Genomic DNA, 25,594 nt, shown 5'->3' with positions numbered 1-25,594 from the left:
GCACCCGAACCTCGGGTGTTTACTGCAAAGTTATGGCCAGTTCCCGACACGGGTCAACGATTCACGCTGTGCAGATTCCGCAGGTCAATGTGCGTTCATGCACAAGGAAGGATCCGAGGCAGCACACAGCGGTCAACCTCCGGAGGATATGCTGAAACAAGATCACCTGCCCCTGCCTCACAAGTCAGGGCCGTACATCATTCAAAGGAATCGGCAGCCAATGACGACTTTACCGACCAACGATCCAGCACCTGCGGTTCCACTCGGCGCGCAGCCAGTGTCCTGATGCTGCGCGAAGGCGCTGAAGGCTTTGAGGTTTTTGTCCAGCATCGCGTAGCCACCATGGATTTTGCCGCTGGCATGGTGGTTTATCCCGGGGGCAGGGTTGATCCCAAGGACAGCGAAACGGCCGGCAGCGGCCAGCTGGATCCGATGATCATCAGGACTCACGCCGAACGCTGGGCGCGTACCTCCGTTTGGGATCAGGGCGAAGCCAACGCCCAGCAGAAGGCCGGTGAAATCCTGGCCGCCGCCCTGCGCGAGGTGTTCGAGGAAACCGGATTGGTCCTCGACCCCGGCCAGCTCTTCCCGTGGGCCAATTGGGTGACTCCCGCGGGCTTCCCTCGCCGGTTCGATACCTACTTTTTGTCGCGGCGCTGGCTGCGGATCAGGAACCTGCACACCAGACCACCGAAGCCGTGCGCTCCGACTGGGCTAAGCCGCAGGAGCTTTTTGCGGCGCTTGAACGCGGTGAGCTGAAGATGATGCGCCCAACCCAGCGGACCCTGCTTGATGCCATGGAGCTGGGAACAGTGCAGGCCATTATCGCCAATGATGCGGTGATCACCGCGGTGCATCCAGACCCCCGCGATTCGTATTCCGCGCACCCGGTGCGCGCCAGCGAAATCGGCACACCAGGTTCCTGATTCCTGCTCAGTTATCGAGCAGGCTGCGCCCGACAATCAGGGACATGATCTCGTTGGTTCCTTCCAGGATCTGGTGCACTCGCAGATCACGGAAGATCTTCTCCATGCCGTAGTCCGCAAGGTACCCATAGCCTCCGTGCAATTGGATGGCGCTATTGGCCACGTTGAATCCGGCATCGGTGGCAACCTTCTTGGCCATGGAGAATCCTTGGCCTTCCTCGCCCAGCAGGTTTTCGGCGGGAATGCGCACGCCTTCCATGATGACCTGGCGTGTGGGCTGCGCCTTCCAGCCCATCTTCTTCTCATTGGCGCCAAAGCTCAGTCCCGGCAGATCCGCTGGAACCAGGAAGGCGCTGATGCCACGAGCGCCGGTATCCGCGGTGCGGGCCATGACGATGTAGAGTCCGGAACTTCCGGCACCAGAGATGAATTGCTTGACACCGCTGAGCACGTATTCGTCTCCGTCTTTGCGGGCGCGGGTGCTCAGGGCCGCGGCATCGGAGCCGATACCCGGTTCTGTCAGGCAGTACGAGCCGAGCTGTTCCATGCTGATCAGGTCCGGCAGCCATTTTGCGCGTTGTTCGTCGTTGCCGAAGCTATCGACCATCCAGACCACCATGTTGTGGATGGAAATGTAGGCGGCAAGGGTCGGGTCTGCCTTGGCCAGTTCCTCGAAGACCAGCACCGCGTCGCTGCGGGTGAGCGCCGAGCCGCCGTGCTCCTCCGAGGCATAAATGCCACCCATGCCCAGTTGTCCTGCCTGGGCGAGGACATCAATGGGGAAATGCTGCTCTTCATCCCATTTTTGGGCCATCGGTGCGATCTTGGTTTCCGCGAAATCATGGACCATGCCGATCAGCGATTTCTGGTCGTCGCTTATTTCAAACACCACCGGCTCCTTTGCCCGTTATTGCTCTATGTGAGCACAGTCTATGTGACTTGGGCGACAACTCAAGGGCGAGGTCAGCTACGGATCAGATCATCGCGGGCATCGAACTCGTCGCGTGCTTTGAGCACCTTAGCTGCGTGCTGTTCTGACCAACGACGCAGAATTTCCATGGGATCAAGCAGGCTGAGTCCAACATCAGTGAGTTCGTAGTCCACACGAACCGGCACCTGCGCAAAAACCGTTCGCTTGACCAGTCCGTCGCGTTCTAAGGTGCGCAGGGTGCTGGTCAGTACCTTTGGGGTGACGCTACCGATCCGCGAACGTAATACAGAGAAACGTTGTGGTCCTTCAGCAAGCGCGAGCAGCACCAGAGGTGTCCATTTATCCCCTAGTCGTTGCATAATTTCACGTGAAGGACAGTTTTGCACGAAGACGTTAAATGACTCATGGCTATCCATTAGGAAACCTAGTTTCGTTGTAGTAGTCAGTATTCAAAGGATACCATCGTGTCATAACGCATTCCACTACCAAGGAGATTCACTATGAAGATTGCAGTTTACGGAGCCACTGGCATGGTCGGCACTGAAGTTGTTGCAGAAGCCATTTCCCGCGGACACGAAGTCACCTCGGTAACTCGTTCAGGCAACGAAGTTGCCGGCACCACCGCCGTCGCAGCTGAACTCAACGACATCGCAACCTACCGCGATCTAGGCAAGAACAATGACGTTATCGTCATTTCCGTGCCACCATCGCGCACGGGCGGGGACCACCAGGAATACCTGGATGCCTTCGAGGAAATCACCGAAACCCTCATCCCAGCTCGCCTGATCGTTGTTGGCGGCGCAGGCGCAACCGAAGTTAACGGTGTTCGCTTGGTCGAAAGCCCAGACTTCCCAGAAGCTTACAAGGCTGAAGCACTGACCGCAGCAGCTGTTTATGACATGTTCACCTCGGTCTCTGGAATCACCTGGACCGTTGTTGCACCAGCTCCAGTGATTGCACCAGGTCGCCGCACCGGTAGCTACGCGCAGGGCACCGATTCACCTGCTGGCGATTTTGTTTCCAGCCAGGACTTCGCCGTCGCAATTCTCGACGAAATCGAAACTCCAGCTCACGAGAACCGTCGCCTGACCGTAGCCAGCGAAAAGTAAAAACTGGCGTTGCCCAACCTGCGTTGAAGTTCGTCAGATCGGCGCCATAGTGCGCCGATCTGACGAATTCTCTGCACAGGGCTAAAGTTGGAATGGTCATTCCACTAGCTCACCGAGGTAAGTCACTTCTCATGCAACGCAACTCGCGCTCTTCGCGCATTCTGGCCGGGGCTTTTGCCCTGCCTCTGATCGGCGCACTTCTGGCCAGCTGCTCATCTGCGGGCAGCACCGGCTCATCAACACAAGATGCAAAACCGGTCACCGGCGGCACCATGGTTTACGCTTCGGGCGATGCCGAGCCAAGCTGCCTCGATCCGCATGTGGGCGGCAATTACCCACAAGCCCTGGTAGCAAGCCAATTCCTTGAATCCTTGTTCACCAAAGATTCTGAAGGCAAGATCATCCCTTGGCTGGCCGAAAAGACCGAAGTCTCCGAAGACGGATTGACCCGCACGATTACCTTGCATGACGGTATCAAGTTCACCGACGGCACCAAGCTCACCGCCGAGGCAATCAAAAAGAACATTGAACACCTCAAGGACCCAAACACCGCTTCCTCCACCGGCTACCTCGCGGTGGGCAAGGTTGTTCGGGTTGAGGTTAAAGATGAGCTGACCGCGACGCTGAAACTCTCCTCCCCAGATAACGCTCTGCTTGAATCGCTCTCTATGCCTTGGACCGCCATCGAGTCCCCCAAAGCACTAGAGCGAGATCAGGCCACCAATTGCACTTCGCCAGTTGGCACCGGTCCCTTCAAGGTGGCTTCGTGGGAACATCAGAAGGCCGTCAATTTGGTCCGCAACGATGACTACGTCTTGCCGGTCCCTAATGATCAGCGTGCTAATTCCACGTCTTACCTCGACGGCATTACCTGGCGCTTCATCCCGGAAGCGGCCACCCGTTATGCGGCCCTGCAGTCCGGCGAAGTTGATGTCATTGATAACGCCCAGCCAGATACCATCGCGTCTGCAGCAGATGCTGGCCTAGGCCACCTGGATGCACCGCGTCCGGGTTCGGCAAACCGCATTGAGCTCAACAGCTCCAAGGCACCATTTAATGACCAAAAAGTGCGTGAAGCCTTTATCCGCGCAGTGGACGCCAACACCGGTGTTGGCGCATTATTCTTCGGCACAGCGAAGCGTAGCTACTCGTTGCTCTCCTCGGTAGAACCACTGGGTTACTCCGATGAAGCGCTCTTTGGCACCGATACTGCCAAGGCCAATACCCTGCTTGATGAGGCCGGCTGGAGCGAACGTGATGCTCAGGGTTACCGCACCAAGAATGGCAAGCGCCTTTCCGTGCGTTTCCCGGTATCCACCAACCAGTCTGTACCTGCCGAGCAGTCCCTGTTTGAGCAGTTCCAAGCACAGGCCAAGGCCGTGGGCTTTGAAGTGAAGATCGACTTGCTTGACCTGTCCAGCTGGTACGGCGCACTGGCCAAGCATGAGTACAACCTAGTCTCGGCTCCTTACACCAAGGTTGGCCCATCGGTACTGCGCGTGCTGTACCACTCCGATTCCACCGTTCCAGCACCGTCGGGTTACTTCGCCAACAATGCACAGGTGAAAAACGACAAACTAGACAAGTTACTGGTGCAGGCCGAAGAGACCGAGGACGAAGCGCAGCGCGCATCGCTCTACGAGCAGGCACAGAAGATTGTGCTTGAGGGCTACTACGTTTTGCCGCTCTATGACCAGCAGAACCACTTCCTCTACGGCAAGAACGTGCACGGTGTCGGCGCCACCACTGCGGTGTCCTCCCCGATCTACTTCGACACCTTCTTGGATCAGTAACATCTGATGAACACGCTGGCTTGGGCCGGTCGCAAGGTCGGCGGGGCGTTGGTGGTGTTATGGCTGGTGGCTTCGGCCATCTTCATCGCCATCCGGTTGATCCCCGGCGACCCGGCCGAGGCAATTATGGGCGGACCAGGCTCTCAAGCCTCCGCTCAAGCTTTGGCCGCGGCCCGAGCCGAGTATGCACTGGACCAACCGGTCATCACCCAGTACTTGCTGTACCTTGGCAAGCTCGCCACCTTTGATTTTGGCACCTCCTATTCGCTGAAACAGCCGGTGACCCAGGTAATGGGCGAGGTACTGCCCAACACCCTATGGCTATCGTTGATGGCGCTGGCCGCCGCCTGGCTTTTGGCGCTCTGTTTTTCTGCACTGGCCATGCGTGCAGGCCGCATCGGAAACCAGGTAGGAAGCCTGCTAGAGATCATTGCTGCTGCGGTTCCACACTTCTGGCTGGGTGCCGTACTGATCATGCTCTTCTCCTCAGCGCTGGGATGGCTTCCAGCGGTGGATAACGGCACCAGCCGCGGCTTGGTACTTCCGATTCTCACCCTGGCTTTGCCTTTGGCTGGATTCCTCACCCAGCTAATGCGAGATTCACTCAGCGAAGCAATGGGTAGCCAGTTTGCGCTGGCCGCCCGAGCTCGCGGTGAAAGCCGACTGAAACTCTTCTGGCGCCATGGCCTGCGCCATGCCGCCCTGCCCGCACTGAGCCTGACCGGTTGGGCATTTTCTTCATTACTCTCCGGCGCGGTAGTGGTTGAGGCGATTTTTGCCCGCCCGGGACTGGGACGTTCTTTACTCTCAGCGGTGCTGGCCCGGGATATTCCCATGGTTACCGGCATCGCTTTGTTCTCCGCGTTGGTTTACATCGTGGTTATGGCCATCTCCGAAGGCATTGAACGAATGATCAATCCAGCAGGTGAGTCACGATGAGCCGCACCGCAAAAATCTGTTGCCTACTGGTTATCGGCCTATGGCTACTGATGGCGTTGGCACCATCTGTTTTGGCTCCCGGTGACCCACTGGCCATCAACCCAACGCAAGCGTTTGCAAAGCCAGGGCTGGCCCACTTTTTCGGTACCGACGAATCGGGCCGCGATATCTATACTCGCGTCATCCACGGGGCCGGCGATTCGCTAGCCATTGGTTTGGCCGCGACGGCATTGGGCATGGGACTAGCCATCGTGCTGGGCACCATTGCTGCGCTGTCTCCGCGCTGGCTTGATGAGATCATCTTGCGCATCCTTGAGGCCCTCTACGCTATTCCATCTCTGTTGATGGCCCTGCTGATAATTGCTTTCACCGGGCCCGGCGTCGGACCGGCCATTGTTGCCGTGGGCCTGTCAACGGCCCCTGGTTATGCCCGACTGGTACGCAGCCAAATCCGTAGTCTGAAGAATTCAGAGATGCTTGAAGCTGCCACGGTCCTAGGACGTGGCACGTGGCGCAAGTCGCGCAACCACTTAATCCCGAACGCACTGAAACCACTGTTGGCGCTGGTCACCTTGGGCATCGGTCAAGCAGTGATTTGGGCGGCAGCGCTATCCTTCCTCGGATTGGGCACGCCCCTCCAGCACCTGAGTGGGGCGCCATGTTATCGGCAGGACGCACCTACCTTCACCTCGCGTGGTGGATGAGTCTGTTCCCTGGCTTGGCCATCGTTGCCGTGGCAGTTTCTGCAACCCTGATTGGCCGCGCTTTGGGCGGAAAGGTGAAGTCACTATGAGCGAGCAAACTCTGATCACCGTCAAAGATCTGTCCGTAAGTTTTGACGGAACACCGGCAGTAAAAAACATTTCCTTTACCGTTCAGGCGGGAAAGGTCCTTGCCTTGGTGGGCGAATCAGGGTCTGGAAAATCGGTGACCGCACGAAGTCTTCTCGGACTTTCCGGTGGCACCGTCACCGCAAGTACCTTGGACATCTGTGGGCACGATGCTCGTTCGCTTTCGGACCGAGCCTGGCAGAAAATCCGCGGAAATACTCTCTCCCTGATCTTGCAAGATGCCTTAATGGCGTTGGATCCTTTACGCCCGGTGGGACGCGAGATCAATGACGGGCTCAAAGAACACACTGCGTTGAAATCCGCAGAACGCAAACAGCGAGTTCTCGAAGTGCTCAAATCCGTACGCATGCCAGAACCTGACGTGCGAGCCAAGCAGCGCTCCACCGAACTCTCGGGCGGTATGCGTCAGCGTGCGTTGATTGCGCAGGCTTTGGTTGGCAACCCGCAGGTGGTCATTGCCGATGAGGCCACCACCGCGTTGGACTCGCAACTTACCGCTCTAGTCCTCTCGCAGCTTCGCGCGCTGAAACAACAGGGCCGTGGCATCCTCATGATCAGCCACGACTTGGCCCAGGTAGCCCACCTCGCCGATGACATTGCAGTGATGCGCCACGGTGAGATTGTTGAGTCCGGACCTACACAGCAAATCCTGGAACACCCGCAACATGACTACACCCGCAAGCTCTTACGGGCCGTGCCTTCCTCGGTCCCTCGCTTCACCGCGCTCTCGGATCTTGGAGCCGAGGAAACAACAAGTCCGGCACGAAAGATTCAGGACTCCGAACAACACTCCCCGGCATTGTCGGTAAAAGACTTATCCAAGAGCTTCGGCAAGCACCTAGCCGTCAGCTCGGTCAGCTTTGAGCTACCGCGAGGTAAAACGCTGGGCATTGTGGGCGAATCAGGCTCGGGAAAAACCACGACCGCGCGTATGGTTTTGGGTCTGGAAAAGCCCGATAGCGGCACCGTCGAATTGCTCGGCGAGCGCTTCTCCCCCAGCACTGCCTCACAGCGACAGAACCTGCGAGAGCAGATGGGTGCGATCTATCAGAACCCGCTGGGCTCATTTGATCCGCGCTACACCGTAGGACAGTTGCTCACCGATGCGTTGAGCCGCGGAAAATCCAAGCGCGCCAGCGAATACCGAAAGCCCATAACTCAGCTTTTGGAACAGGTAGAACTTTCCGCAGACCTCTTGGCCCGCAACCCACGCGAGCTCTCCGGGGTCAGCGCCAGCGCTTAGCTATCGCCCGTGCGCTGGCACCGAAACCCTCGGTGTTAGTTCTTGATGAACCGGTATCGGCGTTGGATGTGTCCATTCAGGCCACCGTGCTGGATCTGCTGGATCGGATCCAGTTGGAGACCGGAACCAGCTACCTGTTCATCAGCCATGATCTGTCGGTCATTGAACACATGAGCGACACCGTGGCCGTGATGCACCAAGGAAAGCTCATCGAGCACGGTGATACCGCGTCGATCTTCGGCTCCCCGCAGCGCGAGTACACCCAGAAGTTGCTCTCGGCGATGCCACGCTTACGTTAGATCGTGTCGGTCAGCTCGTCTTTGACTTGCTTGCGAAGGATCTTGCCAAGCAATGAGCGGGGCAATTCCTCGACCGCCACTACACGCTTGGGTACCTTGTAGGCAGCTAGCAGCTCACGGCAATGAGCCCGCAGGCCGTCTTCGTTCAGTTCAACACCTGGTTCCAGCTGGACGGCCGCAACAACCATCTCGCCACCGCGAGCCAAAGGTTTGCCGAAGACTGCAGCATCAACCACATCGGCGTGCTGGCGCAGGGCTACTTCAACTTCCGTGGGGGAAACATTAAACCCACCGGTAATGATCAGTTCCTTGGCACGGTCAACCACCTGGGTGAAACCATCTTCATCCACGGTGACCACATCACCTGAGTGCAACCAGCCATCGGCAGTTTTTGTTTTAGCCGTCTCTTCAGGATTGTTCCAATAGCCTTGGAAGACCTGCGGACCCTTGATCATCAGCTCGCCAGCTTCGCCTTGAGCTACTTCCTTGGAGGGATCTTCCACGTCAACAACCTTCATCAGGGTTGATGGGAATGGAACACCGATGGTGCCGGTATGACGAGTTGGGTGGAAAGGATTACCCAGTGCTACCGGGGAGGACTCGGTCATGCCGTACCCCTCAACCAATAGGCCGCCGGACATGGACTCCCACAGTTCCACTACGTGGTCTGGAAGATTCATCGCGCCAGAGATGCAATACTTGGCACTCGTGAGCGACATGCCACGTTCCTTAGCAGCCAACGCGGTGCGCTCATAAATAGGTGGAACTGCGCAGTAGACCGTGGCTGGAGATTTCTTCCAGGCATCAAGAATCATCTCGGCATCAAACTTCGGGAACAGCACCAGCAAGCCCTGTTTCTTCACCCCGAAGGTTAGATAAAGGGTCATGCCAAAGGCATGGAACATTGGCAGGATCGCGTAGAGAATTTCTTCGCGTTCCTTGGCCCCTAGCATCCACGCTTCACCCTGCAAGGCGTTGGAATAAAGGTTGAAGTGGGTGAGCATTGCGCCCTTGGGATGGCCGGTCGTTCCAGAGGTGTACTGGATGACAGCCAGATCATCTACCCCAGGGTGTGGATGACCCGCATCCAGACGTCCGCCGCTGAGCAGCTCTTTCCAGCTGGTGGTTCCCGAAGTGCGCACCGTCAGCGAAGCCTTGGTATCGCGCAGTTTTTTGACCGGAAGGCTTAGTGCCAAACGCTTCATCGGTGGGAACGCGTCAAGTAGGTTGACCGACACAATAGCGTCGATCTGCACGTCCTGAGGGAACTTTTGCACCGTTGAAACAACTTTGTCCCAGACAATGACCACACGAGCTTGGTGGTCCTCAAACTGGTGGCGAAGTTCGCGGGAGGTATACAGCGGATTGTGTTCAACTACAACTGCGCCAAGACGCAATACCGCGTAGAAGGCGATGACGTGCTGTGGGCAGTTGGGCAGGATCAGCGCCACGCGATCCCCGGCACGCACTCCCAGTTTGCGCAAGCCTTCGGCAGCCTGTTCAACCTGTTCGCCTAGTTGCGTGTAGCTGGTGCGGCGACCGAAAAATTCAGTGGCTGGACTCGCTCCGGCTTCTGCCACCGACTGCTCAAACATACGGCTCAGTGGTTCAGTAGGCAGATCGATCTCGGCAGGGACACCGGGCTGATAATTAGCTACCCAAGCGGGCGCAGCGCTTTTCTCCATAGCCTCTATCATGCCCTACGCGGCGGTAACCTTGCGATTTTTATGCAGGTTTTTATGCGTTCTCGGCCCACTGCCACCGTGCCGGTGGGCGACCGGTGCCCACGGCCACGGCCGGTAGTTTGGCTACCGACTTGTTGGTGGCCAGTGCACGGCCAACATTGTTCATCACCGGTTCGGGGCGGCCAGCAGCGACAGCCAGCTCCTTCATGCGTGCCACCACATCTGCGGTGGTGAATTGCTCACCCAGCAGAGCCCTAGTCACTTCTTGATTGATCCACAGCGAGTCCAATAACATCGCCGCGGTGCGGGTGATGATGATGTTGTGGTCAAAGGGAAGCACTGGCAGGTTCAGCAGGGGTTCCGCTGCAACGTTCTCATCCTCGGGCATGTGGCTCAGGATCACTAGGTGCGCCATGGACAACGTGGGCCCACGCTCATCACGCTCAAAGTCGTCAAAGACAGCAACCAGCTGGGGAGTGACTTTTTCAGTGACTCCGGCCTTATCGGCCAGCGCCCGTGCCACGGCTTCATTAAGTCGTTCGTGCGCGTTGAGCAAAACACCTGGCAGTGCGTACTGCCCGATAAACGGGTCCCACTGGCGACGAGCGGTGATCACGTGCAGTGAATCGTCCACGACGATAAAGGGTACGGCGTCAATGGAGACCAGGGGCTGTTGCGGCATAACTCCCATCTTATTCGCCTGCTCCTGCCCTCTGCTCAATGCCGGCTACGCGATGTTGCCCAAGACGTTGCGAACATCCCTGAAGGACTGGGTCTTGAGGAACTCGCCGTCCTTCCACACAGCCTCCAATAGTGAGGCTGCTTGGGCCTTGGCATCTGCACGTTCTACCAAGTACAGCTCCCCTTGTTCATCACGTAGCACCGCTAATCGACCAGTTGCGGACTTTTTCATGCCAGAGTCAGTGACTGGATCTTTGAGCAAGTCATAACCCTGACCATCGATTTCTGCCCAGGTGGCCTTGACTGCCGAAGAGAAGGTATCGCGGGTGACGTACTGGTAGGTGAATGAGCCAACACCAAAGACAATATTTGAGGCGGCAAACCCGGCCTTCTCCAACCGTTCGGTGATGTCCTTGGCCCGAGCTGGGGTAATGGAGTCCCCGTAGATCAGCCCGATGTGTGGATCGAGTTCTTTAAAACCTGCGGCGTTGATAGTGCCACCAAATTCATTCCAGAGCAGTTGCACGGCTCCGAAGTAAGCGGGGTTTTGCTCAGGTGTTTGATCCTGCTCGGGCTCTGGGATCTCGGGGTTGCTTCGGGTGCCACAGACAATGTCAGCGGGGTCTCCCGAATCCGGGCGGATCACCAGTTTTCCTTCGCGGGCCATGATCTTATCCTTGAGCGTTGGCAGGATTTCTCCCAGTACAGTCCAGAAATTCATGGTGTCCGAAACTACCGACACATTGCCTACCGGGTGCTTTTCGAGGATGCGTTCAAAGGTTGCTTGTTCATCTTCGTGGGCAATTCCGGCACACATGACCGAGTGCTCTGTAGCAGGGATGGATCCAAGGATCTGTCCGTTCTCACTTCCAGCAGTTGATGGGTAGTAGCGGTTGACCCAGTCGATGGTTCCTAGTGAATCTGACCCGGTGAAGGAGAGTAGGTGACCGGCGCCGGACATGGCTGCTGCGTGGGCTCCACCCATTCCGCGGAAGCTGAAGTCGTGGAGCTGCCAATTCACAAATGCCGAGTCGCCGCCGGTGCGCTGCGCGGCTGCGTCCAGTAACTGGCGGTGGACATCTGCGGTGGTTGCCGAGGTGGAGGCCTGCCAGATTTCAGCCGACAGGATGGTCTCGATGTAGTTGGTCAACCAGAAGAAGTCAGCTTCTGTGTTTTCCACGGTGAAGCTTGGCACACGCAACGGGACGCGTGTGCCTTCAGGCAACGAGCGGAAGACCAGCGGCAGGTAACCGAGCTGGTGCAATTCGCGGATGTGGCTGGTATCAATGCCGTGCTCCGGGCCCAAGACGCTCACTAAAGTTTTTTCATACTCGGCGATAGCTTCGTCTTCATCAGCGGCAAAGAAGGGAGCAAAGGCTTCAACACAGTAGGACTGGATGAAGGCCTGCAGACCGAAGTGCACTACGTGATCTACCCCGTCGATGCGGGAGGCACGGTTGGTGTAGTTCGAGTAGACCTTGGTGGTGCCGGTCGGGTAGAGGTCCTTGTGTCCGAGCTTGTAGCAGTCGGTGAGGAACAGCGGTGCGGTGATCGCGGCAGTGGTGGTGGTGTCGGCGAGCAGGTTCATGATGACTCCTTGAGGATTAGAGGTAGGTGGGGATGATTGAGGCGATGGGCAAGATGCGGGCGTTGACCTCTGGGTTGGTATGTCCAGGGTGAGAGTCGGTCGTGAAGATCTGTCCGAAGTGATTTTTCAGTTCACCGGCGGCTCCCGAGAACACCCCGTGGCTAACCCAGAGATCCAGGTTTTCCTTTGGCAGCCCGGTCGCAGCGGCTAGACCTCTGAAGGTCCCTCCCCGTCGCAGATATCGTCAACTACTAGGTAGCGGCCGCCAACAGGAAGCTCTTCGCAGTGAAAGCCGGTGAGCTTCCCGGTTTCAAAGTCGCGCTTCTTTCCTGCTTTATAGACCGGCAGTCCGAAGGCCTTGGCTGCCTTAGTTGCCCGGTTCACCGCTCCGGCGTCCGGAGCGATAATGCCGTCGTAGTGCTGGCCGAAGTGCCCCAGCCATTTGGCTAGCGGTTCAGCTGGATCAATAACAGTCAGGTTATTGACCAAGGTGGTGATCACTGGTGAGTGTGGATCAAAGCAGATCACCCGATCAGCTTCAAGCGCGTTGATCATATTTGCGTAGACCTTGGCACCGAAGGGTTCTCCACGGTCGGCCCGCGCTGCTGGCAGATATGGAATGACCACACTGACCTCGTGACCATGCTGGTGTGCGTAGTCAATCCAGAGACCAGCTCGCATGAAGTCGTTGGCGTCAGTACCGGTGATGATGATGTGGCTTGGGGTCTGCTCGTTGGCTGCGGATCCAATTTTGAAGTGTGCTTCCCCGGCAGGAAAGTTCATGAATTCAACGTCGGAGTAGACCGTGTATCCGGCTGCAACGGTGGCGTATGGCTTGATCATGAATTCAGCGTAACACATAAACATCACTTGATGTTTATTGCTGGCAAAAAACTTCCCTGCCCACTTTTGGGGTCAGCTAACCGCCAAACCACCTTAGAGAGCTAGGGAAGTATTTAGTAGTTCAGCCCGCGAGCAGCCACGTCCCACACCTCGATGGAATCATCGGGGTGCACGGCCAACACAGAATCAACCAGGTTCACTGCCTGGCACACATGATTCGGGATCACCTGCAGGCGAGTGCCGTGCGCAGGCAGCTCAAGATTTTCGGGCCACAGGACCGTGGAGTGGTGTTCGGAGAGTGCACTAATTCTGGCGTCCGGACATTCCACAATGCGCCCGTACCCGGTGGCCCAGCTAGGACGGTCACTGCCAAGAATTTTGCTACCGGCATCCAGTACTACTCGGCGAGGGATCTGCTCATTTCCTTCATGACGGCTCACCACGGTTGCCGCAACAGTCAATGAGATCTCGTCAAAGCCAATACGTCCAAGTTCAAATTGCTGAGCGTCCCCAAAAACGTAAACCCCTGGACGTACTTCGGTCAGCACAGAGCTATCGCTCAAGGCAGCGGTCGGTGAGGAGCCACCGCTGATGCGTTTGATTTCAAATCCGGCTTCACGCAACAACCTTGTCGCCTCGGCCAACGCTTTAAATTCATCATTAACCGCAGCGTCGATTCCATCGGGATCATAGCTGTGCCCAGGGAAGGTAAAGACTCCGTGCACGCGCATGCCAGCTGCGCTGGCGGCTTGGGCGATGGCCACCGCATCTTGTGGTCGCACACCGCTGCGGTGATGCCCGCTATCAATCTCAATCATGAGCCTGATTTTTGCGGCCTTCTCCCCCAGCATCTGGGACATCTGCTGGACGGCTTCGACCGAATCAGTACCGATGCTCAGCTTCGCACGTCGCATCAACTCCACAATGCGAGTTGCTTGAGACTCATCAACCCATAACGGATAAGCAATAAAGATCTTGGCCACGCCCTGCAGCGCAAAGCTTAAGGCCTCACCGACGGTAGCCACGGTCAGCCCGACGGCACCAGAGTCTAGTTGACGGCCAGCGACTTCCAGCATCTTGTGGGTTTTTGCGTGCGGGCGTAATTTCAAACCTTGACTGGCGACCCGTTGGGCCATTTTGGAAATGTTCTTTTCCAGCTGGGCCACATCGATCATGATGTGTGGCGTGCTGATGCCAGCAGGGATTGAGACCACGTCTACCGTTCCTTTAATACTTGTACTGCGTCGCGGTGACGGTCGTGTCTTGTTGAATCCGCCGATCAAAAAGATTACCGCAGTTTTCTAGCAACCAGCTAAGCGCTACATCCGAGCACCACTGGTCCGCGCGGCCAGCTTGGTCGAGAGCTCATGGGCGTGGTGCAAAAGAAGTTGCCCCAATTCCTCGCGGCGCTCTTGTTCAAAGCGCGTGTGGATGCCGGTCAAGCTCAACGCCCAGGCAGGTTGTCCAGAGCTATCAAAGACCGCTGCACCCATTCCCCAGCTGCCCTCAACGATGAGTCCGGGGTTGATGGAGTAACCAGCTTTTCTGGTTTCGGCGATCTTCTTACGCAATTCCTTAGCACTGTGCGCAGAACCGTATTCGGCCTCTAACTGAGCGCTAGCGAGATAGCGCTTCATACTCTCCTCGGGCAGGAAAGCAAGGATGGCCATGCCCGCCGATGCCACACCCAGCGGGAAGCGACGCCCTTCGTAAAGCACAAAGGAACGAATGGGGAAGGCGCCATCTTGACGTAGGAGGCACACCGTTTCATCTGAGCGTCGCGCAGAAAGAAAGGCAGATTCTCCGGTAGCTTCTGCCAATGCCGTGACGTGTTCACGAGCCAGCTCGCTGATGTCGTATCGCTCGGCGGCCACCGCTCCCATGAGGTAGAGCTCCGGGCCAAGTAGCCACTTGCCGGTCTTTCGGTCGTGGTCACAGAAACCCTCGGTGGCCAAGGCCGATAGCAGTCGATGCACTGTAGGCCTGGCCAAGCCTGCGGCACGTGCGGCCTCACTGGTTGTGATGCCCTGCGGCATCGAGGCGCTCACCGTTCTCAGTACGGTAGCCAGTCGGCCAACCACTTGGGCTCCGGCCGGTAAATTGCTCATGCCCATATTATGGACGATTCTTTTTGACTCTCCCTCTTTTATGTCGCCAACTAGGTGCATACTGTGGGGCATGAAGAGTTCATGGCAATTGGTAATTGACTGTAATGATCCGCGCGTAATGGTCGAGTTCTGGTCGCAGGCAATGCACTACATCCCCGAACCACCACCAAGCCCCCACACCACCTGGCGTTCATATTGGCAGGCCATGGGCGTGCCCGCCGAAGAGTTGCCACCAGGCGCCGGCGATATCCCCGAGTCGCTCATCGATCCGCAAGGACACGGACCGCGCTGGTGGTTCCAGCAGGTTCCTGAATCCAAGAGCATCAAGAATCGTCTGCATGTTGATCTCTTAGTTGGCGGAGGACGCAGCGTCCCTTTTGAAGAACGCAAGGCGCAGGTCAACAAAGAAGCCGAACGTTTGGTGGCTCTCGGCGCGAGCATCCGCAGCGTGATGGATCTACCGGAGATGGATCATTTCGCCGCTTGCATGGCAGATCCTGAAGGCAACGAATTTGATGTCGTCTAGCTTCAAAACTTGCGTTCATATTATGGACAAGCTGTCTAACTTTCTTCACTATCCGATCAATATGCGTCCAATCCAGTGATCACTATTGAATGCTCATCTGCGACTACGTAGGTTTATAGCAAGACATAACCGCTCTCCACATAGTGGACGCAGGGAGAAATCGATGACAACGAAGTTTCGAGAAGACGCGGCAGCAGAACTAGCCGCAGTAGTAAAAGATGGAATGACCATCGCCGTGGGCGGCTTTGGCCTTTCCGGCATTCCCAACAGACTGATCACCGCATTGCGGGATTCCAAAGCAACCAACCTCACCATCGTCTCCAACAACATGGGCGTGGACGGTAAAGGCTTAGGGATCCTTCTAGAAAATCATCAGGTATCCAAGGTTCTGGCCTCCTACGTTGGCGAAAATAAACTCTTTGCCAAACAGTTCCTCGACGGAGAACTTGAAGTTGAGTTTTGCCCGCAAGGGACACTAGCCGAAAGATTGCGTGCTGGCGGAGTGGGCATTCCTGCGTTCTTCACTCCGACCGGAGTCGGAACACCGGTGGCTGAAGGCAAAGAAGTCATGGAATTCAACGGCAAGCATGCAATCCTAGAGCGAGGCATCTTTGCGGACATCGCTTTGGTCAAGGCCTACCAAGCAGACGCCGAAGGCAATCTGCGCTACCGCATGACCTCAATGAACTTCAACCCGTTGGCTGCCATGTCTGGCCGCCACACCTTCGCCGAAGCCGAAGAAATTCTTGATGACTATCTTGACCCTTCAATGGTAGAGACCCCGGGTATTTTTGTGCAGACCTTGGTGGCCACCGACGGAGTCAAGGACATTGAACAGCGCACCGTACGCAGCAAGCAGGAGGCCTAAACATGTGGACACGTGATGAAATGGCATCCATTGCAGCCAGCGAATTAGCCGACGGACAATACGTCAATCTCGGTATTGGAATTCCTACCTTGGTCGCCAATCACCTACCCGAAGGTGTCTCGGTCAAACTCCAAAGTGAAAATGGTCTGCTGGGCATGGGCCCGTTCCCATACGAGGGTGAAGAAGACGCAGATCTAATCAACGCCGGAAAACAAACCGTTACCATCTTGCCCGGTGGCAGCTTCTTCGACTCAGCAACCTCGTTCGGAATGATCCGTGGAGGCCATGTACAGACCGCCATTCTTGGTGCATTACAGGTAGCCGCCAACGGCGACCTCGCCAACTGGACCATCCCTGGCAAACTCGTCAAAGGTATGGGTGGCGCCATGGACCTCGTTGCTGGAACGCCACGAGTGATCGTGCTAACCGACCACACAGCCAAAGACGGCACCAGCAAGATCGTGGAGAGCTGCGATTTACCGCTGACCGGCGTTGGCGTAGTCAACAGAATTATCACCGACCGGGCAGTGTTCGACATTGAGAACGGCGCCTTGACCTTGCGCGCAGTGGCCCCCGGTGAAACCGTAGAAACTATTAAAGAGATCACGGCAGCTAAATTTGCCGTCGACATCCTGGAGGATCTGAACGCATGAGCGCAAAAATTGTTGGTTACGCCCGCACACCCTTTGTAAAGTTCAACGGCGTTTTCGCCAATGTTCCAGCCACAGAGCTTGGTGCACACGCGGCTAAAGCCGCGTTGGAACGCGCCGGTGTTGACCCCAAAGAAGTAGAGCAAGTTATCGTCGGTCAGGTACTTCAGGGGGCAGCCGGTCAGAACCCTGCGCGCCAATCTGCAGTTGGCGCAGGTATTCCCCTGAACGTTCCATCCATTGCGGTGAACGCGGTCTGCCTCTCCGGCGCCGAGGCAGTGGTCGCCGGTGCCCGACTCATCAATAGCGGTGAAGCAGATGTAGTTCTTGCCATCGGTCAGGAGTCCATGACTCTTGCTCCCCACGCACAACGAGCTCGTGCTGGTGTTAAGTACGGTGCCATCGAAATGATTGACACCATGGCCCACGATGGTCTGACCGACGCGGCAGAAAAACGTTCCATGGGTGCTTCGACCGAAGAGCACAACGGCGAACTTTCCATCACCCGTGAGTCTCAGGACAAGATTGCCGCGCAGTCGCACCAGAAGGCTGCAGTCTCTCGCGAATTTACCGCCGGTGAAATTGCTCCGTTCACCGTCACCACCCGCAAGGGCGAAACAACCTACTCCGAAGATGATGGCATTCGTGACACCACCACTGTAGAAACCCTAGCTAAGTTGCGCCCCTCATTCGCGAAGGACGGAACGATCACGGCAGGTAACTCATCGCAGATCACCGACGGTGCTGCCGCCGTGGTCTTGGCCAGCGACGCCGCCATTAAACGTCTTGGCCTGACCGCTTCGGCCGAAATCGTCTCGCACGCATTTGTCGCTGGCCCAGGACGCACCTTGCATGAGCAGCCTTCAAATGCGATTGCCGCCGCCTTGCAGAAGGCCGGCGAAAAGGCTGAAAACCTGAAGGCGGTTGAAATCAATGAAGCCTTCACCGCGGTAGTTGTTGAGTCCACCAAACTTCTGGGCATCAATGAGTCCATCGTAAATCAGCATGGTGGAGCCACCGCTTTGGGTCACCCGATCGGCGCTTCGGGCGCTCGCATCATTGGCACCTTGGCTCGACAGCTGCAGGAGCTACCTGCCGGTTCCTTGGGCGCCATTGGTATTTGTGGTGGTGGCGGACAAGGCACCGCGGTACTGCTTCGTTCTCTCTAAATCGGAGTTCCGGTGACCAAGCCGGGGTCAATGAATTTTGATATTCATTGACCCCGGCTTTTTATGTGCGTAATGAAAAGCGAATTCAGGCTTTGAAACAGCGTCACAGTCTCTATTCGGAGGTATTTTGTCCGCGTTCTGTGATATGAAATTGGTAGGCCAAATTTCAACTCGTTCGACTTTAATGCGACGAGTTTTGCCATTGCTTGATCATCATCGCACCACGTCAGGACTTCCATTGGAAAATTTGCAACAACCGGATGAACCAAAGGCGCCTCAAACGCCCTCCAATCCTCCGCCACCACCGCTGGCACCAGCCGGACAAAATCCGCAGGTAAAAAAGGTTATTGACGCGCTAGTGGACCTCAAGTCCAAAGCTAGCCTTCAATTGCTCGCAATTCAGGCCGGCGCTATTGCGGTTATCGCTATCGTACTTGCCCTTTGTTACCTTATTCCGTTGGCATCCGCGGCTAAGGAATCAGGGGCTAGCGATTACTCTGACTACTCAGACGCAGGGTTAGCCTCGCAACTCAACTCATTCAAAGCCTTCATCTTGCTATTTAGCACCATGCTCGGCGGTGGCCTGAAGATTTCGGGCAACGGTGGTGGCTTCGGCATGTCCGGAGAAGCGCACCTAGCGCTCTCGCTTGTCTCGATCACTGCGATTCTCGCAATCTGCATTACAAACTACCTGGTAGTTCGCAAACTCAAGCGAGGCGTTCCTGCCGGTGGTTGGAAGAGCGCCGCTCTGAATTCGGGACTGCACGCACTGGTTCTTGCACTGGTCTTCTTGATCATTTCGCTCTTTGGCAAGCTCAGTATGGAAGCCATGGAATTCGTGAGTGCAACGATTTCGCCGCGGTACGCTGGCGTCTTCTTCACTGTTCTGCTCACTGTATTCTTCTCACAGTTCATTGCCACTGCCCCAGCTCGATCCAGCGCTGAAACTCCGCTGATGAACGGTGCACGTGAGGCAATTACTCTTGTTGTTGCTGTCTTGACGGTCTTTGCCGTAGTCGGCGTCATCATCGTATTGGTCAACAAGAGCGAAGACATGCCGTGGAGCATGACTCTGATGTTGCTTCCTTTGCTTGGAACCCTAGGCGCCTACCTTGGTGCTTTGGGCGTCCTCGGTGCGGTGGCTCCAAACATTTCTGGTGCCGCTTCGACCCTGGAAAACTTCACCGGAGATTCCATCCCAACCTCCGCGTACCGGATCTGGGACTTCGCCGACGGTAAGGGCGCTTGGCTGATTGTCCTTACTGTTCTCTTGGTTGTTGCCGTGGCGATTCGAGTCGGCATTCACCGCACCCGTACCAGTGGAATCAACTGGCAGCGGGTATGGCAGCTACCGGTTGTCACACTCGTCCTATGGATGATTCTCGCGTGGCTAACCAGCCTTTCCTTGGGAGGCAAGATCAGCGCTGGCGAACTGGGCAACATGAACGCAGATGTCTCCTTCGGCATCACTTGGTATTCCGTGATTTTCCTAGCCATCGGTGCAGCTATCGTCTCGGTGCTCGCCGAACTTCTGCCGCTTCAGGTCTACCGCTACTTCCCAGCGCTACTCGGCGTTCTGGGTGGTAAAGCTGCTACGGAACGCTGGATCTCCGGACAGTCACAGGCTCCAGTCGCGACGGCACCTGCAGCACCAGCAGCCTCAGTAGCACCAGCGCCAGCTACTCCGACCACCACCATGCCGGTCACCACCACCGAACCGGCCACAACTTCGTTTGCCGCAGCACCAGCTGCGAGCGCCAACACCGCACCGGTCTCCCCTGTAGGCCCAGCGCCTGCACTTCAGCCAGCCTCCGCAGCATCCAAGACGAAGGCAAAAGCTGTTGGATTTGGCGTACTCGGTTTGGCGGTCCTTGTAGGTCTCGGCATTGGTGCCGTGACCTACCTGAATTCTCAGCGAAAACCAGAGGCACAGGTCGAGCAGTATCTATCCCTGCTGGCTGATGGAAAAGCAGACAAGGCCGGGGAAATGGTTGACCCGGGCATTGATAATGCTTCCCGCGTTCTGCTCACAGATGACGCAATGGCTGGGGCCGAGCAGCGTTTGGAGGTTGTCGATGTTAAACGTGAGTCCAAGGACGACAGTTCAGCAACTATCCGCGCGACCTACGCCATTAACGGTGAACAGCATGAAAAAGTCTTTAGCGTAGACCGCGGGGACAAAGAGTTCGGGCTGCTTGATACCTGGGAACTGAACGAACCGCTACTGGTGCCAGTAAAAATCAGTTCGGGTCTAGTCTCGGATGTCACCGTTGGCAAGGAACAGGTTCACCTTGGTGAGGGCGAATCGTTCTTTGATGAAACTTCCTCCTCCTACAGCGGTGACTACTACGTTTACCCTGGCATCTACAACGTCACGGCCCCAAGCACTGAATACCAAGAAACTGATGTTCAGCAATTGCGCGCAAATCACCCAGATGATCTGGAAGCCGCCGTTACTCTGAGCACCGTGGCCACGGCAAAGGTTGATCAACTTGTGCTGGAGAAGGTACGAGCGTTTTCTACCGCTTGTGTCACCGCACCGACCAATCTCGATGAGGGCTGCCCTTATGAGTTGCAGGCCAAAGATCTAGAGTCCTTCTCGGTGAAGAAACAGGCCGAGCAAGTAGCGCTTGAAGGAATGGATACCTTCGAAAGCTCGCCTGTCACGTTCAAATACAAGCAAACGGACAAAGAGTACATCGACTACGACGAGGAAGAAATCGAACGGAGCTTCACGGGCAACATCGATTGGAGCACCGGACAACCGGTTGTTACCGTCACCGATTCATCTTGGTGGTAAAAACGCCTAGCAAATAAGTCCGCGGGTTGGTCTCTTGACCAGCCCGCGGACCTATTTAGTGCAGTCGCTTTTAGTGGCTCAGTGGTTCTCGGGACACGTAGTTGTTCAGCAACCGCGCATCTAGTTCGCGATAGGTTCCGTTGGCTACCCGCGGATCAGATTCACCGGTCAGTGCGCTAAGTACAGAGCTGATCAGTGCTCCATGGCTGACTACCAAAACATTTTCGCCTGCGTGCTGCTGGCAAATCTTGAACAAGGCGTTGACCGCTCGCTCCACAAGATGTTTCTCCGTTTCGCCGGAACCAATGTGTAGCTGTCGCTGCTCATCAGCAGGGTGGCCAACAAGCTTGCCTTCCCAGTCGCCAAAGTCTTGTTCCATGAGTTCAGGGTTTTCGTACAGGGCACGGGTGCCGATTCCCTTGGAAATAATCTGTGCAGTTTGTAATGCCCGGAAGAGCGGGGATGAATACACGGCGGCCCACGGACCCTGTACGGCAAATTCCTGAGCCAGCTGCTGGGCTTGGCGTACGCCGGTTTCGTTCATTGGCAAGTCGCTTCGTCCATGAAGTCGGCCTGCTTTGTTCCATTCGGTCTGTCCGTGGCGGATCAATACAATTTTCTGTTCGCTCATCGTCTTCTTCTTTCTGGCGTGCACCGCTAGTTTTCTTTCCTGCGGTGCGAAGTTCTCTGTGGATCAGTCAGTGTTCTCGTAAATACTGACTGGAGCGGGTAAGGCCACGTCCCGTGGCATACCGGTGAACTGATCGCTTGAAGCACCGGACCAGTTCACTGTGTTCAGTCCCAATTGCAGGAGCGCAAATTTCGCTCCGGATTCTTCCAAAACTTCATCTGAAGCAAATGGATTCATGTTGTAGGAGACAGCCGGCGCCATGAATACCGGAGTATTTAGTAGCTGACTGCTTGCGGCCTGGTGGTAGTGCCCGCACAAGATGGCTCTGATGTCACTGCCCGCAATGACCGCGGCCAATGCCATGGGATCTTTGAGTCCTCGGCCGGCTCTAAACTCGCTGGTTGCTTCCACCGGGGGATGGTGAATCAGTAGGAGCGAACCGCGCGGAGCTGGAACCGTCAGCAACGATTCGAGCCATTGCAGCTGGGCGCGATCCAGCTCTCCTTGCCTTTGCTGGTACCCACCACTGTCTAGACCAATAATTCTTAGGCCCATAACCTCGTGCACGGTATTGGCCGGGTGAGGTCCAGTTGAAAGTCTTCGGGTATTAAATTCAGCTCCAACACTTCGGGCTGGATCGTGGTTGCCTGGAATACTGATCACCGGACAACCCAGTTCCTCTTGGAACTCGTTGAACAGTTTGGCTGCCCGAGAGTGAATGGGTGCTCCGCGGTCCGCAATATCCCCGGTGAGGACAATCGCGTCGGGCGAGAACGCCCGTGCTGCTTCTAGCGCAAGTTCAATTTGCTGCCACGAATCGATGGTCTCGTGGAGTAATTGCCCGTCGCGGCAGAGGTGAGTGTCGCTCAGATGAATAACTGTCAGTGGCTTCATCGTTCCCTCCCCGCGTCGTGCTGCTGTTCATTCCATTGAACTGTTCTGTTCTAAAGAAGAGATGAACAAGGAACTGACACGATGTGAAGTCCTAACAAATCCCAGCTTCTCGATAACCGAACGAATTAGGACAAAATACACGGATGTATCCAGCAATACATGCATTCTGAGGTACATGAACAGCGAGTAGCACATTAAACGACTAACCTTAGAAGAGCAGATTTGAATCCACCGAGGAGCTATATCCATGACCGGCAGCAAAGTCGTCGCCTTTGGCCATTTCCAGCCAGAGCGCATCGTCCCTAACACCGAGCTGGAAAAGTTGGTGGAAACCAGCGACGAGTGGATCACTCGTCGCGTTGGCATTGAAGAACGTCGTTGGGGCACCGGAGTAGAAACCGTAGACTCCATGGCTATCAAGGCCGCCGAGATGGCATTGGGCAACGCCACCGATATAACCGCTGCTGATATCGACATGGTTATTGTCGCCACCTGCACCGCCACCGACCGCTCGCCTAATATGGCAGCTCGTGTGGCCAACGTATTGGGCATGGACCAGGGTCCAGCCGCACTGGACGTCAACGTCGCTTGTGCAGGCTTTGCCCACGCAGTTGGTCTAGCCCAGGGCGCCATTGCTTCAGGCTCAGCCACCAAGGCATTGGTTATCGGTTCGGAAATGCTGACCGATTACACCGACTTCACCGACCGCACCACCTGCGTTTTGACCGCAGACGGCGCCGGCGCTTTCATCATCACCGCTTCGGAAGACAACGGCATCTCACCAGTTGTTTGGGGCTCGGTTCCTTCCCTGTCGGACGCGGTCCGCATTGAAACCGAAAACAACATGAAGTTCGCGCAGAACGGTCAGAGCGTTTACCGCTGGACCGTCACCCAGCTTCCAAAGATCGCTTCGAAGATCATTGACCGTGCAGGTCTGAAGCCAGAGGAGCTGGACGCTATCGTCCTGCACCAGGCTAACTTGCGCATCATTGAGCCACTGGCCGAAAAGATTGGTGCTCCCAACGCACGAGTCGCTACCGACGTGGTTCACTCGGGCAATACTTCAGCTGCTTCCATGCCGCTGGCTTTGTCCAAGATGATGGCATCGAATGAGCCATTGGCATCCGGTTCCAAGGTATTGCTCTTCGCTTTTGGTGGCGGACTGGCCTACGCAGGTCAAATCATCACCATCCCGTAAGTAGCTGAAAAAGACTTTTCTTCTATCTACCCAAATCAGGGGCTTGGTTTACGTGCCGTGAACCAAGTCCCTAATTTTGTGCAAAAAATTAGTGACCCAGCGAACTTGACGTTGGGTGGATCACACCGCAGACTGGTAAACGTGAACCTGTCAGACAGCTGGACACCCGGACAACGGCCGATTGAGCGACGCTCTGCTGCCGAAGCCGTATTCCACGCACTCCGCTTGGCCATTGAAGCCCAAGAAATCCCACTTGGCAGCAAGTTAGGCTCAGAAGCCGCCCTCGCTGCCGGCTACCAAGTCAGCCGCTCGGTGATTCGCGAAGCCCTTCGCTCCTGCGCAGCCCTTGGACTGACACGGACCGAAACCGGCCGTGGCACGTTTGTTATTTCGCACTGCCCCACCCGCGAACTCAAGCTGGGTAATTTCTCCTCCGATGATCTACTCGAAGCCCGCCCACATATCGAGATTCCGGCCGCCACGCTCGCCGCGACTCGACGTACTTCCGAAGACCTAGAACGCATCAGCGGGCTCATTGAGCAGATGGATCAGGAAGATGACGCGGCCGCCTGGGTAGAACTAGACGCAGCCTTCCACGCCGCCATCGCCCAAGCCAGCGGCAACTCGGTGTTCACCAAAGTGGTGGCCGACATTCGCGAAGCCATGGCCCGTCAGTCCGAAACCGTGAACCTCGTGGCCGGTCGCCGAGACCCTTCTAAAAACGAGCATCTGGCCATTTTCCGGGCCATCGAAGCCAAAGATCCTGATGGCGCCAACCAAGCCATGAGTGATCACCTTTCCGCAGTGCAACACGCAGTGTCCACCATCGTCAGGAGCAATCAGTGAACCCCGCCCCGTCCCAGCCGCAGATCACCCAGCTAGAAAACCCGGTGCTGGCCAAACATGAGCCGTTGGTGGTGGCTACCCGTGGTGATGCAGTGGAGTCCATCCACTACGGCTCGGCAGTTCTGCTTGATGCCAACGGTGAAGTCCGCACCAGCTATGGCGAACCGCAGGCTGCGTACTACCCACGCTCAGCCCTGAAGCCACTGTTCGCGGTAGGCATGCTGCGTGCCGGTCTTGAACTTGATGACCAGCAGTTGGCCCTGGCTTCAGCTAGCCACTCCGGTGCACCGATCCACCAGCAGGTGGCCGCTTCCACACTGAAGGCTGCTGGCCTCGACGCTACGGCCTTGGGCAATTCCACCGACTTGCCCTACGGTGTGCCCGAACGCCAAGCCTATGTGGCACAGGGCGGCACCGCTACCCAGCTGGCACAGAACTGCTCGGGCAAGCATGCAGCTCTGGTAGCGCTGAGCGAACTAAAGGGTTGGGATACCGCCAACTACCTGCACGATGAGCGTTTGCTACAGATGCTGCAGGACACCGTCGAAGAGCTCACCGGTGAAAAGATCAGCGGGGTGAGCACCGATGGTTGCGGCACCCCGGTGTACCTGATCAGCCTTGTTGGTTTGGCCCGCGGTTTTGCTCGCCTGGCATCTGCCAAGGCCGGCACCCCCGAGGCCCGCGTGGCCAAAGCGATGTCCACCCACCCAGAATTGGTGGCCGGTGAGGGCCGCGATGTCACCGCCCTCATGCGTGCACTTCCCAGGGCCGTAGCCAAAGACGGCTTCGAAGGCATCCAGGCGGTCGCACTACCCGATGGCACCGCGCTGGCAGTAAAAATCGCCGACGGCGGGGACCGTGCACGCATGCCGATCACCATCAAGCTACTCACCGAGTTCCTCGGCGAAGCAGCACCCGCGGCCCTGGCCGAACTGGCCACCAGCCCAGCACTTGGTGGCGGTGCACCCGTCGGGGTGCTCAAGGCTCTCTAGATTTCTCTTTTTCGCATAACTACC

At 56.6% G+C, this 25,594-nt stretch carries 26 protein-coding genes and 2 pseudogenes; 16 read left to right on the top strand and 12 right to left on the bottom strand.

Annotated features, from left to right (window positions below):
* Window positions 1-201: 201 nt before the first annotated feature.
* Entirely contained in the window at window positions 202-450 is a 249-nt protein-coding gene (locus tag N6V40_RS05360; RefSeq protein ID WP_262199310.1) for a hypothetical protein, read from the bottom strand.
* Here N6V40_RS05360 and N6V40_RS17595 point away from each other — a divergent pair.
* Window positions 343-582, top strand: a pseudogene (locus N6V40_RS17595) (NUDIX hydrolase); the annotation flags it as partial. The gene N6V40_RS05360 and the pseudogene N6V40_RS17595 sit on opposite strands and share 108 nt — an antisense overlap.
* Before the next feature lie 8 nt (window positions 583-590).
* Window positions 591-926: an NUDIX hydrolase gene (locus tag N6V40_RS05355; protein ID WP_262199309.1), complete on the top strand. Its 336-nt coding sequence runs from the start codon at window positions 591-593 to the stop codon at window positions 924-926.
* Between the two features lie 7 nt (window positions 927-933).
* On the opposite strand, the gene N6V40_RS05350 is transcribed toward N6V40_RS05355, so the two are convergent.
* Both N6V40_RS05350 and N6V40_RS05345 read right to left on the bottom strand, forming a co-directional pair.
* Window positions 934-1,815 (bottom strand): acyl-CoA dehydrogenase family protein, encoded by an 882-nt coding sequence (locus N6V40_RS05350; RefSeq protein WP_262199308.1) that lies wholly within the window; start codon window positions 1,813-1,815, stop codon window positions 934-936.
* Between the two features lie 74 nt (window positions 1,816-1,889).
* Window positions 1,890-2,273, bottom strand: coding sequence for a winged helix-turn-helix transcriptional regulator (locus N6V40_RS05345; RefSeq protein ID WP_262199307.1), 384 nt, complete (start codon window positions 2,271-2,273; stop codon window positions 1,890-1,892).
* Window positions 2,274-2,357: 84 nt separating this feature from the next.
* Between N6V40_RS05345 and N6V40_RS05340 the strand changes: the two genes are divergently transcribed.
* The 6 genes and pseudogenes from N6V40_RS05340 to N6V40_RS17290 all read left to right on the top strand — a co-directional run bounded on the left by N6V40_RS05340 (window position 2,358) and on the right by N6V40_RS17290 (window position 8,091).
* On the top strand, window positions 2,358-2,966 hold the full coding sequence (locus N6V40_RS05340; RefSeq protein WP_131089217.1) for an NAD(P)-dependent oxidoreductase: 609 nt from the start codon (window positions 2,358-2,360) through the stop codon (window positions 2,964-2,966).
* A gap of 131 nt (window positions 2,967-3,097) precedes the next feature.
* Entirely contained in the window at window positions 3,098-4,759 is a 1,662-nt protein-coding gene (locus tag N6V40_RS05335) for an ABC transporter substrate-binding protein (protein WP_131089218.1), read from the top strand.
* A 6-nt stretch (window positions 4,760-4,765) separates the two neighbouring features.
* Window positions 4,766-5,698, top strand: coding sequence for an ABC transporter permease (locus tag N6V40_RS05330; RefSeq protein ID WP_262199304.1), 933 nt, complete (start codon window positions 4,766-4,768; stop codon window positions 5,696-5,698).
* The gene (locus N6V40_RS05325) at window positions 5,695-6,402 is read left to right on the top strand and encodes an ABC transporter permease (RefSeq protein WP_262199302.1); all 708 of its coding nucleotides are present in this window, start codon (window positions 5,695-5,697) and stop codon (window positions 6,400-6,402) included. The genes N6V40_RS05330 and N6V40_RS05325 overlap by 4 nt, the downstream gene beginning before the upstream one ends.
* 85 nt (window positions 6,403-6,487) lie before the next feature.
* A pseudogene (locus N6V40_RS05320) lies at window positions 6,488-7,788 on the top strand (ATP-binding cassette domain-containing protein); the annotation flags it as partial.
* A 36-nt stretch (window positions 7,789-7,824) separates the two neighbouring features.
* Window positions 7,825-8,091 carry an ABC transporter ATP-binding protein gene (locus N6V40_RS17290; RefSeq protein ID WP_315973775.1) on the top strand — a complete coding sequence of 89 codons (267 nt, stop codon included), beginning with the start codon at window positions 7,825-7,827 and terminating at the stop codon, window positions 8,089-8,091.
* On the opposite strand, the gene N6V40_RS05315 is transcribed toward N6V40_RS17290, so the two are convergent.
* The 7 genes from N6V40_RS05315 to N6V40_RS05285 all read right to left on the bottom strand — a co-directional run bounded on the left by N6V40_RS05315 (window position 8,088) and on the right by N6V40_RS05285 (window position 14,996).
* Window positions 8,088-9,776, bottom strand: a complete 1,689-nt coding sequence (locus tag N6V40_RS05315; protein ID WP_262199300.1) for a long-chain-fatty-acid--CoA ligase — start codon at window positions 9,774-9,776, stop codon at window positions 8,088-8,090. The genes N6V40_RS17290 and N6V40_RS05315 overlap by 4 nt on opposite strands.
* A 52-nt stretch (window positions 9,777-9,828) precedes the next feature.
* Window positions 9,829-10,458, bottom strand: a complete 630-nt coding sequence (locus N6V40_RS05310; RefSeq protein WP_262199299.1) for an NUDIX hydrolase — start codon at window positions 10,456-10,458, stop codon at window positions 9,829-9,831.
* 45 nt (window positions 10,459-10,503) lie between these two features.
* Window positions 10,504-12,045, bottom strand: coding sequence for a nicotinate phosphoribosyltransferase (locus N6V40_RS05305; protein ID WP_262199297.1), 1,542 nt, complete (start codon window positions 12,043-12,045; stop codon window positions 10,504-10,506).
* 16 nt (window positions 12,046-12,061) lie between these two features.
* Window positions 12,062-12,199, bottom strand: coding sequence for a hypothetical protein (locus N6V40_RS05300; protein WP_262199295.1), 138 nt, complete (start codon window positions 12,197-12,199; stop codon window positions 12,062-12,064).
* A gap of 53 nt (window positions 12,200-12,252) precedes the next feature.
* Window positions 12,253-12,888, bottom strand: a complete 636-nt coding sequence (locus N6V40_RS05295) for a ribose-phosphate pyrophosphokinase-like domain-containing protein (RefSeq protein ID WP_262199293.1) — start codon at window positions 12,886-12,888, stop codon at window positions 12,253-12,255.
* Between the two features lie 113 nt (window positions 12,889-13,001).
* Window positions 13,002-14,102, bottom strand: a complete 1,101-nt coding sequence (locus tag N6V40_RS05290; protein ID WP_262199291.1) for an alanine racemase — start codon at window positions 14,100-14,102, stop codon at window positions 13,002-13,004.
* A 105-nt stretch (window positions 14,103-14,207) separates the two neighbouring features.
* Complete coding sequence (locus tag N6V40_RS05285) at window positions 14,208-14,996, bottom strand: IclR family transcriptional regulator (RefSeq protein WP_262199289.1); 789 nt, start codon at window positions 14,994-14,996, stop codon at window positions 14,208-14,210.
* Window positions 14,997-15,036: 40 nt separating this feature from the next.
* Here N6V40_RS05285 and N6V40_RS05280 point away from each other — a divergent pair, with 40 nt between their 5' ends.
* From N6V40_RS05280 to N6V40_RS05260, 5 genes are all read left to right on the top strand, one after another.
* The gene (locus tag N6V40_RS05280) at window positions 15,037-15,522 is read left to right on the top strand and encodes a VOC family protein (RefSeq protein ID WP_315973774.1); all 486 of its coding nucleotides are present in this window, start codon (window positions 15,037-15,039) and stop codon (window positions 15,520-15,522) included.
* 163 nt (window positions 15,523-15,685) lie between these two features.
* Window positions 15,686-16,390: a CoA transferase subunit A gene (locus N6V40_RS05275; RefSeq protein ID WP_262199285.1), complete on the top strand. Its 705-nt coding sequence runs from the start codon at window positions 15,686-15,688 to the stop codon at window positions 16,388-16,390.
* A gap of 2 nt (window positions 16,391-16,392) precedes the next feature.
* A complete protein-coding gene (locus N6V40_RS05270) occupies window positions 16,393-17,043 on the top strand; it encodes a CoA transferase subunit B (RefSeq protein WP_131089230.1) in 651 nt (216 codons plus the stop codon).
* Window positions 17,040-18,209, top strand: a complete 1,170-nt coding sequence (locus N6V40_RS05265) for an acetyl-CoA C-acyltransferase (protein ID WP_262199282.1) — start codon at window positions 17,040-17,042, stop codon at window positions 18,207-18,209. The genes N6V40_RS05270 and N6V40_RS05265 overlap by 4 nt, the downstream gene beginning before the upstream one ends.
* Window positions 18,210-18,447: 238 nt before the next feature.
* A complete protein-coding gene (locus N6V40_RS05260; protein ID WP_262199281.1) occupies window positions 18,448-21,009 on the top strand; it encodes a hypothetical protein in 2,562 nt (853 codons plus the stop codon).
* Window positions 21,010-21,079: 70 nt separating this feature from the next.
* Here N6V40_RS05260 and N6V40_RS05255 read toward each other — a convergent pair whose 3' ends face one another.
* The gene (locus tag N6V40_RS05255; protein WP_262199279.1) at window positions 21,080-21,640 is read right to left on the bottom strand and encodes a histidine phosphatase family protein; all 561 of its coding nucleotides are present in this window, start codon (window positions 21,638-21,640) and stop codon (window positions 21,080-21,082) included.
* A gap of 63 nt (window positions 21,641-21,703) precedes the next feature.
* Complete coding sequence (locus N6V40_RS05250) at window positions 21,704-22,534, bottom strand: metallophosphoesterase family protein (protein ID WP_262199278.1); 831 nt, start codon at window positions 22,532-22,534, stop codon at window positions 21,704-21,706.
* A 247-nt stretch (window positions 22,535-22,781) separates the two neighbouring features.
* Here N6V40_RS05250 and N6V40_RS05245 point away from each other — a divergent pair, with 247 nt between their 5' ends.
* From N6V40_RS05245 to N6V40_RS05235, 3 genes are all read left to right on the top strand, one after another.
* A complete protein-coding gene (locus N6V40_RS05245; protein WP_262199277.1) occupies window positions 22,782-23,732 on the top strand; it encodes a beta-ketoacyl-ACP synthase III in 951 nt (316 codons plus the stop codon).
* Window positions 23,733-23,873: 141 nt separating this feature from the next.
* Window positions 23,874-24,578: a FadR/GntR family transcriptional regulator gene (locus N6V40_RS05240; RefSeq protein ID WP_131089236.1), complete on the top strand. Its 705-nt coding sequence runs from the start codon at window positions 23,874-23,876 to the stop codon at window positions 24,576-24,578.
* Window positions 24,575-25,570: an asparaginase gene (locus N6V40_RS05235; RefSeq protein WP_262199276.1), complete on the top strand. Its 996-nt coding sequence runs from the start codon at window positions 24,575-24,577 to the stop codon at window positions 25,568-25,570. The genes N6V40_RS05240 and N6V40_RS05235 overlap by 4 nt, the downstream gene beginning before the upstream one ends.
* Window positions 25,571-25,594: the final 24 nt, after the last annotated feature.

This window comes from Glutamicibacter sp. M10 (assembly GCF_025452055.1).
Taxonomy (GTDB): Bacteria; Actinomycetota; Actinomycetes; order Actinomycetales; family Micrococcaceae; genus Glutamicibacter.
The sequence above is the reverse complement of the archived record's forward strand: the minus strand, read 5'-3'. Positions and strand labels throughout refer to the sequence as shown.

What these genes read in the sequence shown, in the direction of transcription:
- N6V40_RS05345 (WP_262199307.1), bottom strand. Translation starts at nt 2,273, where the DNA reads ATGGATAGCCATGAGTCATTTAACGTCTTCGTGCAAAACTGTCCTTCA.
- N6V40_RS05340 (WP_131089217.1), top strand. Translation starts at nt 2,358, where the DNA reads ATGAAGATTGCAGTTTACGGAGCCACTGGCATGGTCGGCACTGAAGTT.
- N6V40_RS05335 (WP_131089218.1), top strand. Translation starts at nt 3,098, where the DNA reads ATGCAACGCAACTCGCGCTCTTCGCGCATTCTGGCCGGGGCTTTTGCC.
- N6V40_RS05330 (WP_262199304.1), top strand. Translation starts at nt 4,766, where the DNA reads ATGAACACGCTGGCTTGGGCCGGTCGCAAGGTCGGCGGGGCGTTGGTG.
- N6V40_RS05325 (WP_262199302.1), top strand. Translation starts at nt 5,695, where the DNA reads ATGAGCCGCACCGCAAAAATCTGTTGCCTACTGGTTATCGGCCTATGG.
- N6V40_RS05315 (WP_262199300.1), bottom strand. Translation starts at nt 9,776, where the DNA reads ATGGAGAAAAGCGCTGCGCCCGCTTGGGTAGCTAATTATCAGCCCGGT.
- N6V40_RS05310 (WP_262199299.1), bottom strand. Translation starts at nt 10,458, where the DNA reads ATGCCGCAACAGCCCCTGGTCTCCATTGACGCCGTACCCTTTATCGTC.
- N6V40_RS05305 (WP_262199297.1), bottom strand. Translation starts at nt 12,045, where the DNA reads ATGAACCTGCTCGCCGACACCACCACCACTGCCGCGATCACCGCACCG.
- N6V40_RS05295 (WP_262199293.1), bottom strand. Translation starts at nt 12,888, where the DNA reads ATGATCAAGCCATACGCCACCGTTGCAGCCGGATACACGGTCTACTCC.
- N6V40_RS05285 (WP_262199289.1), bottom strand. Translation starts at nt 14,996, where the DNA reads ATGAGCAATTTACCGGCCGGAGCCCAAGTGGTTGGCCGACTGGCTACC.
- N6V40_RS05280 (WP_315973774.1), top strand. Translation starts at nt 15,037, where the DNA reads ATGTCGCCAACTAGGTGCATACTGTGGGGCATGAAGAGTTCATGGCAA.
- N6V40_RS05275 (WP_262199285.1), top strand. Translation starts at nt 15,686, where the DNA reads ATGACAACGAAGTTTCGAGAAGACGCGGCAGCAGAACTAGCCGCAGTA.
- N6V40_RS05270 (WP_131089230.1), top strand. Translation starts at nt 16,393, where the DNA reads ATGTGGACACGTGATGAAATGGCATCCATTGCAGCCAGCGAATTAGCC.
- N6V40_RS05265 (WP_262199282.1), top strand. Translation starts at nt 17,040, where the DNA reads ATGAGCGCAAAAATTGTTGGTTACGCCCGCACACCCTTTGTAAAGTTC.
- N6V40_RS05255 (WP_262199279.1), bottom strand. Translation starts at nt 21,640, where the DNA reads ATGAGCGAACAGAAAATTGTATTGATCCGCCACGGACAGACCGAATGG.
- N6V40_RS05250 (WP_262199278.1), bottom strand. Translation starts at nt 22,534, where the DNA reads ATGAAGCCACTGACAGTTATTCATCTGAGCGACACTCACCTCTGCCGC.
- N6V40_RS05245 (WP_262199277.1), top strand. Translation starts at nt 22,782, where the DNA reads ATGACCGGCAGCAAAGTCGTCGCCTTTGGCCATTTCCAGCCAGAGCGC.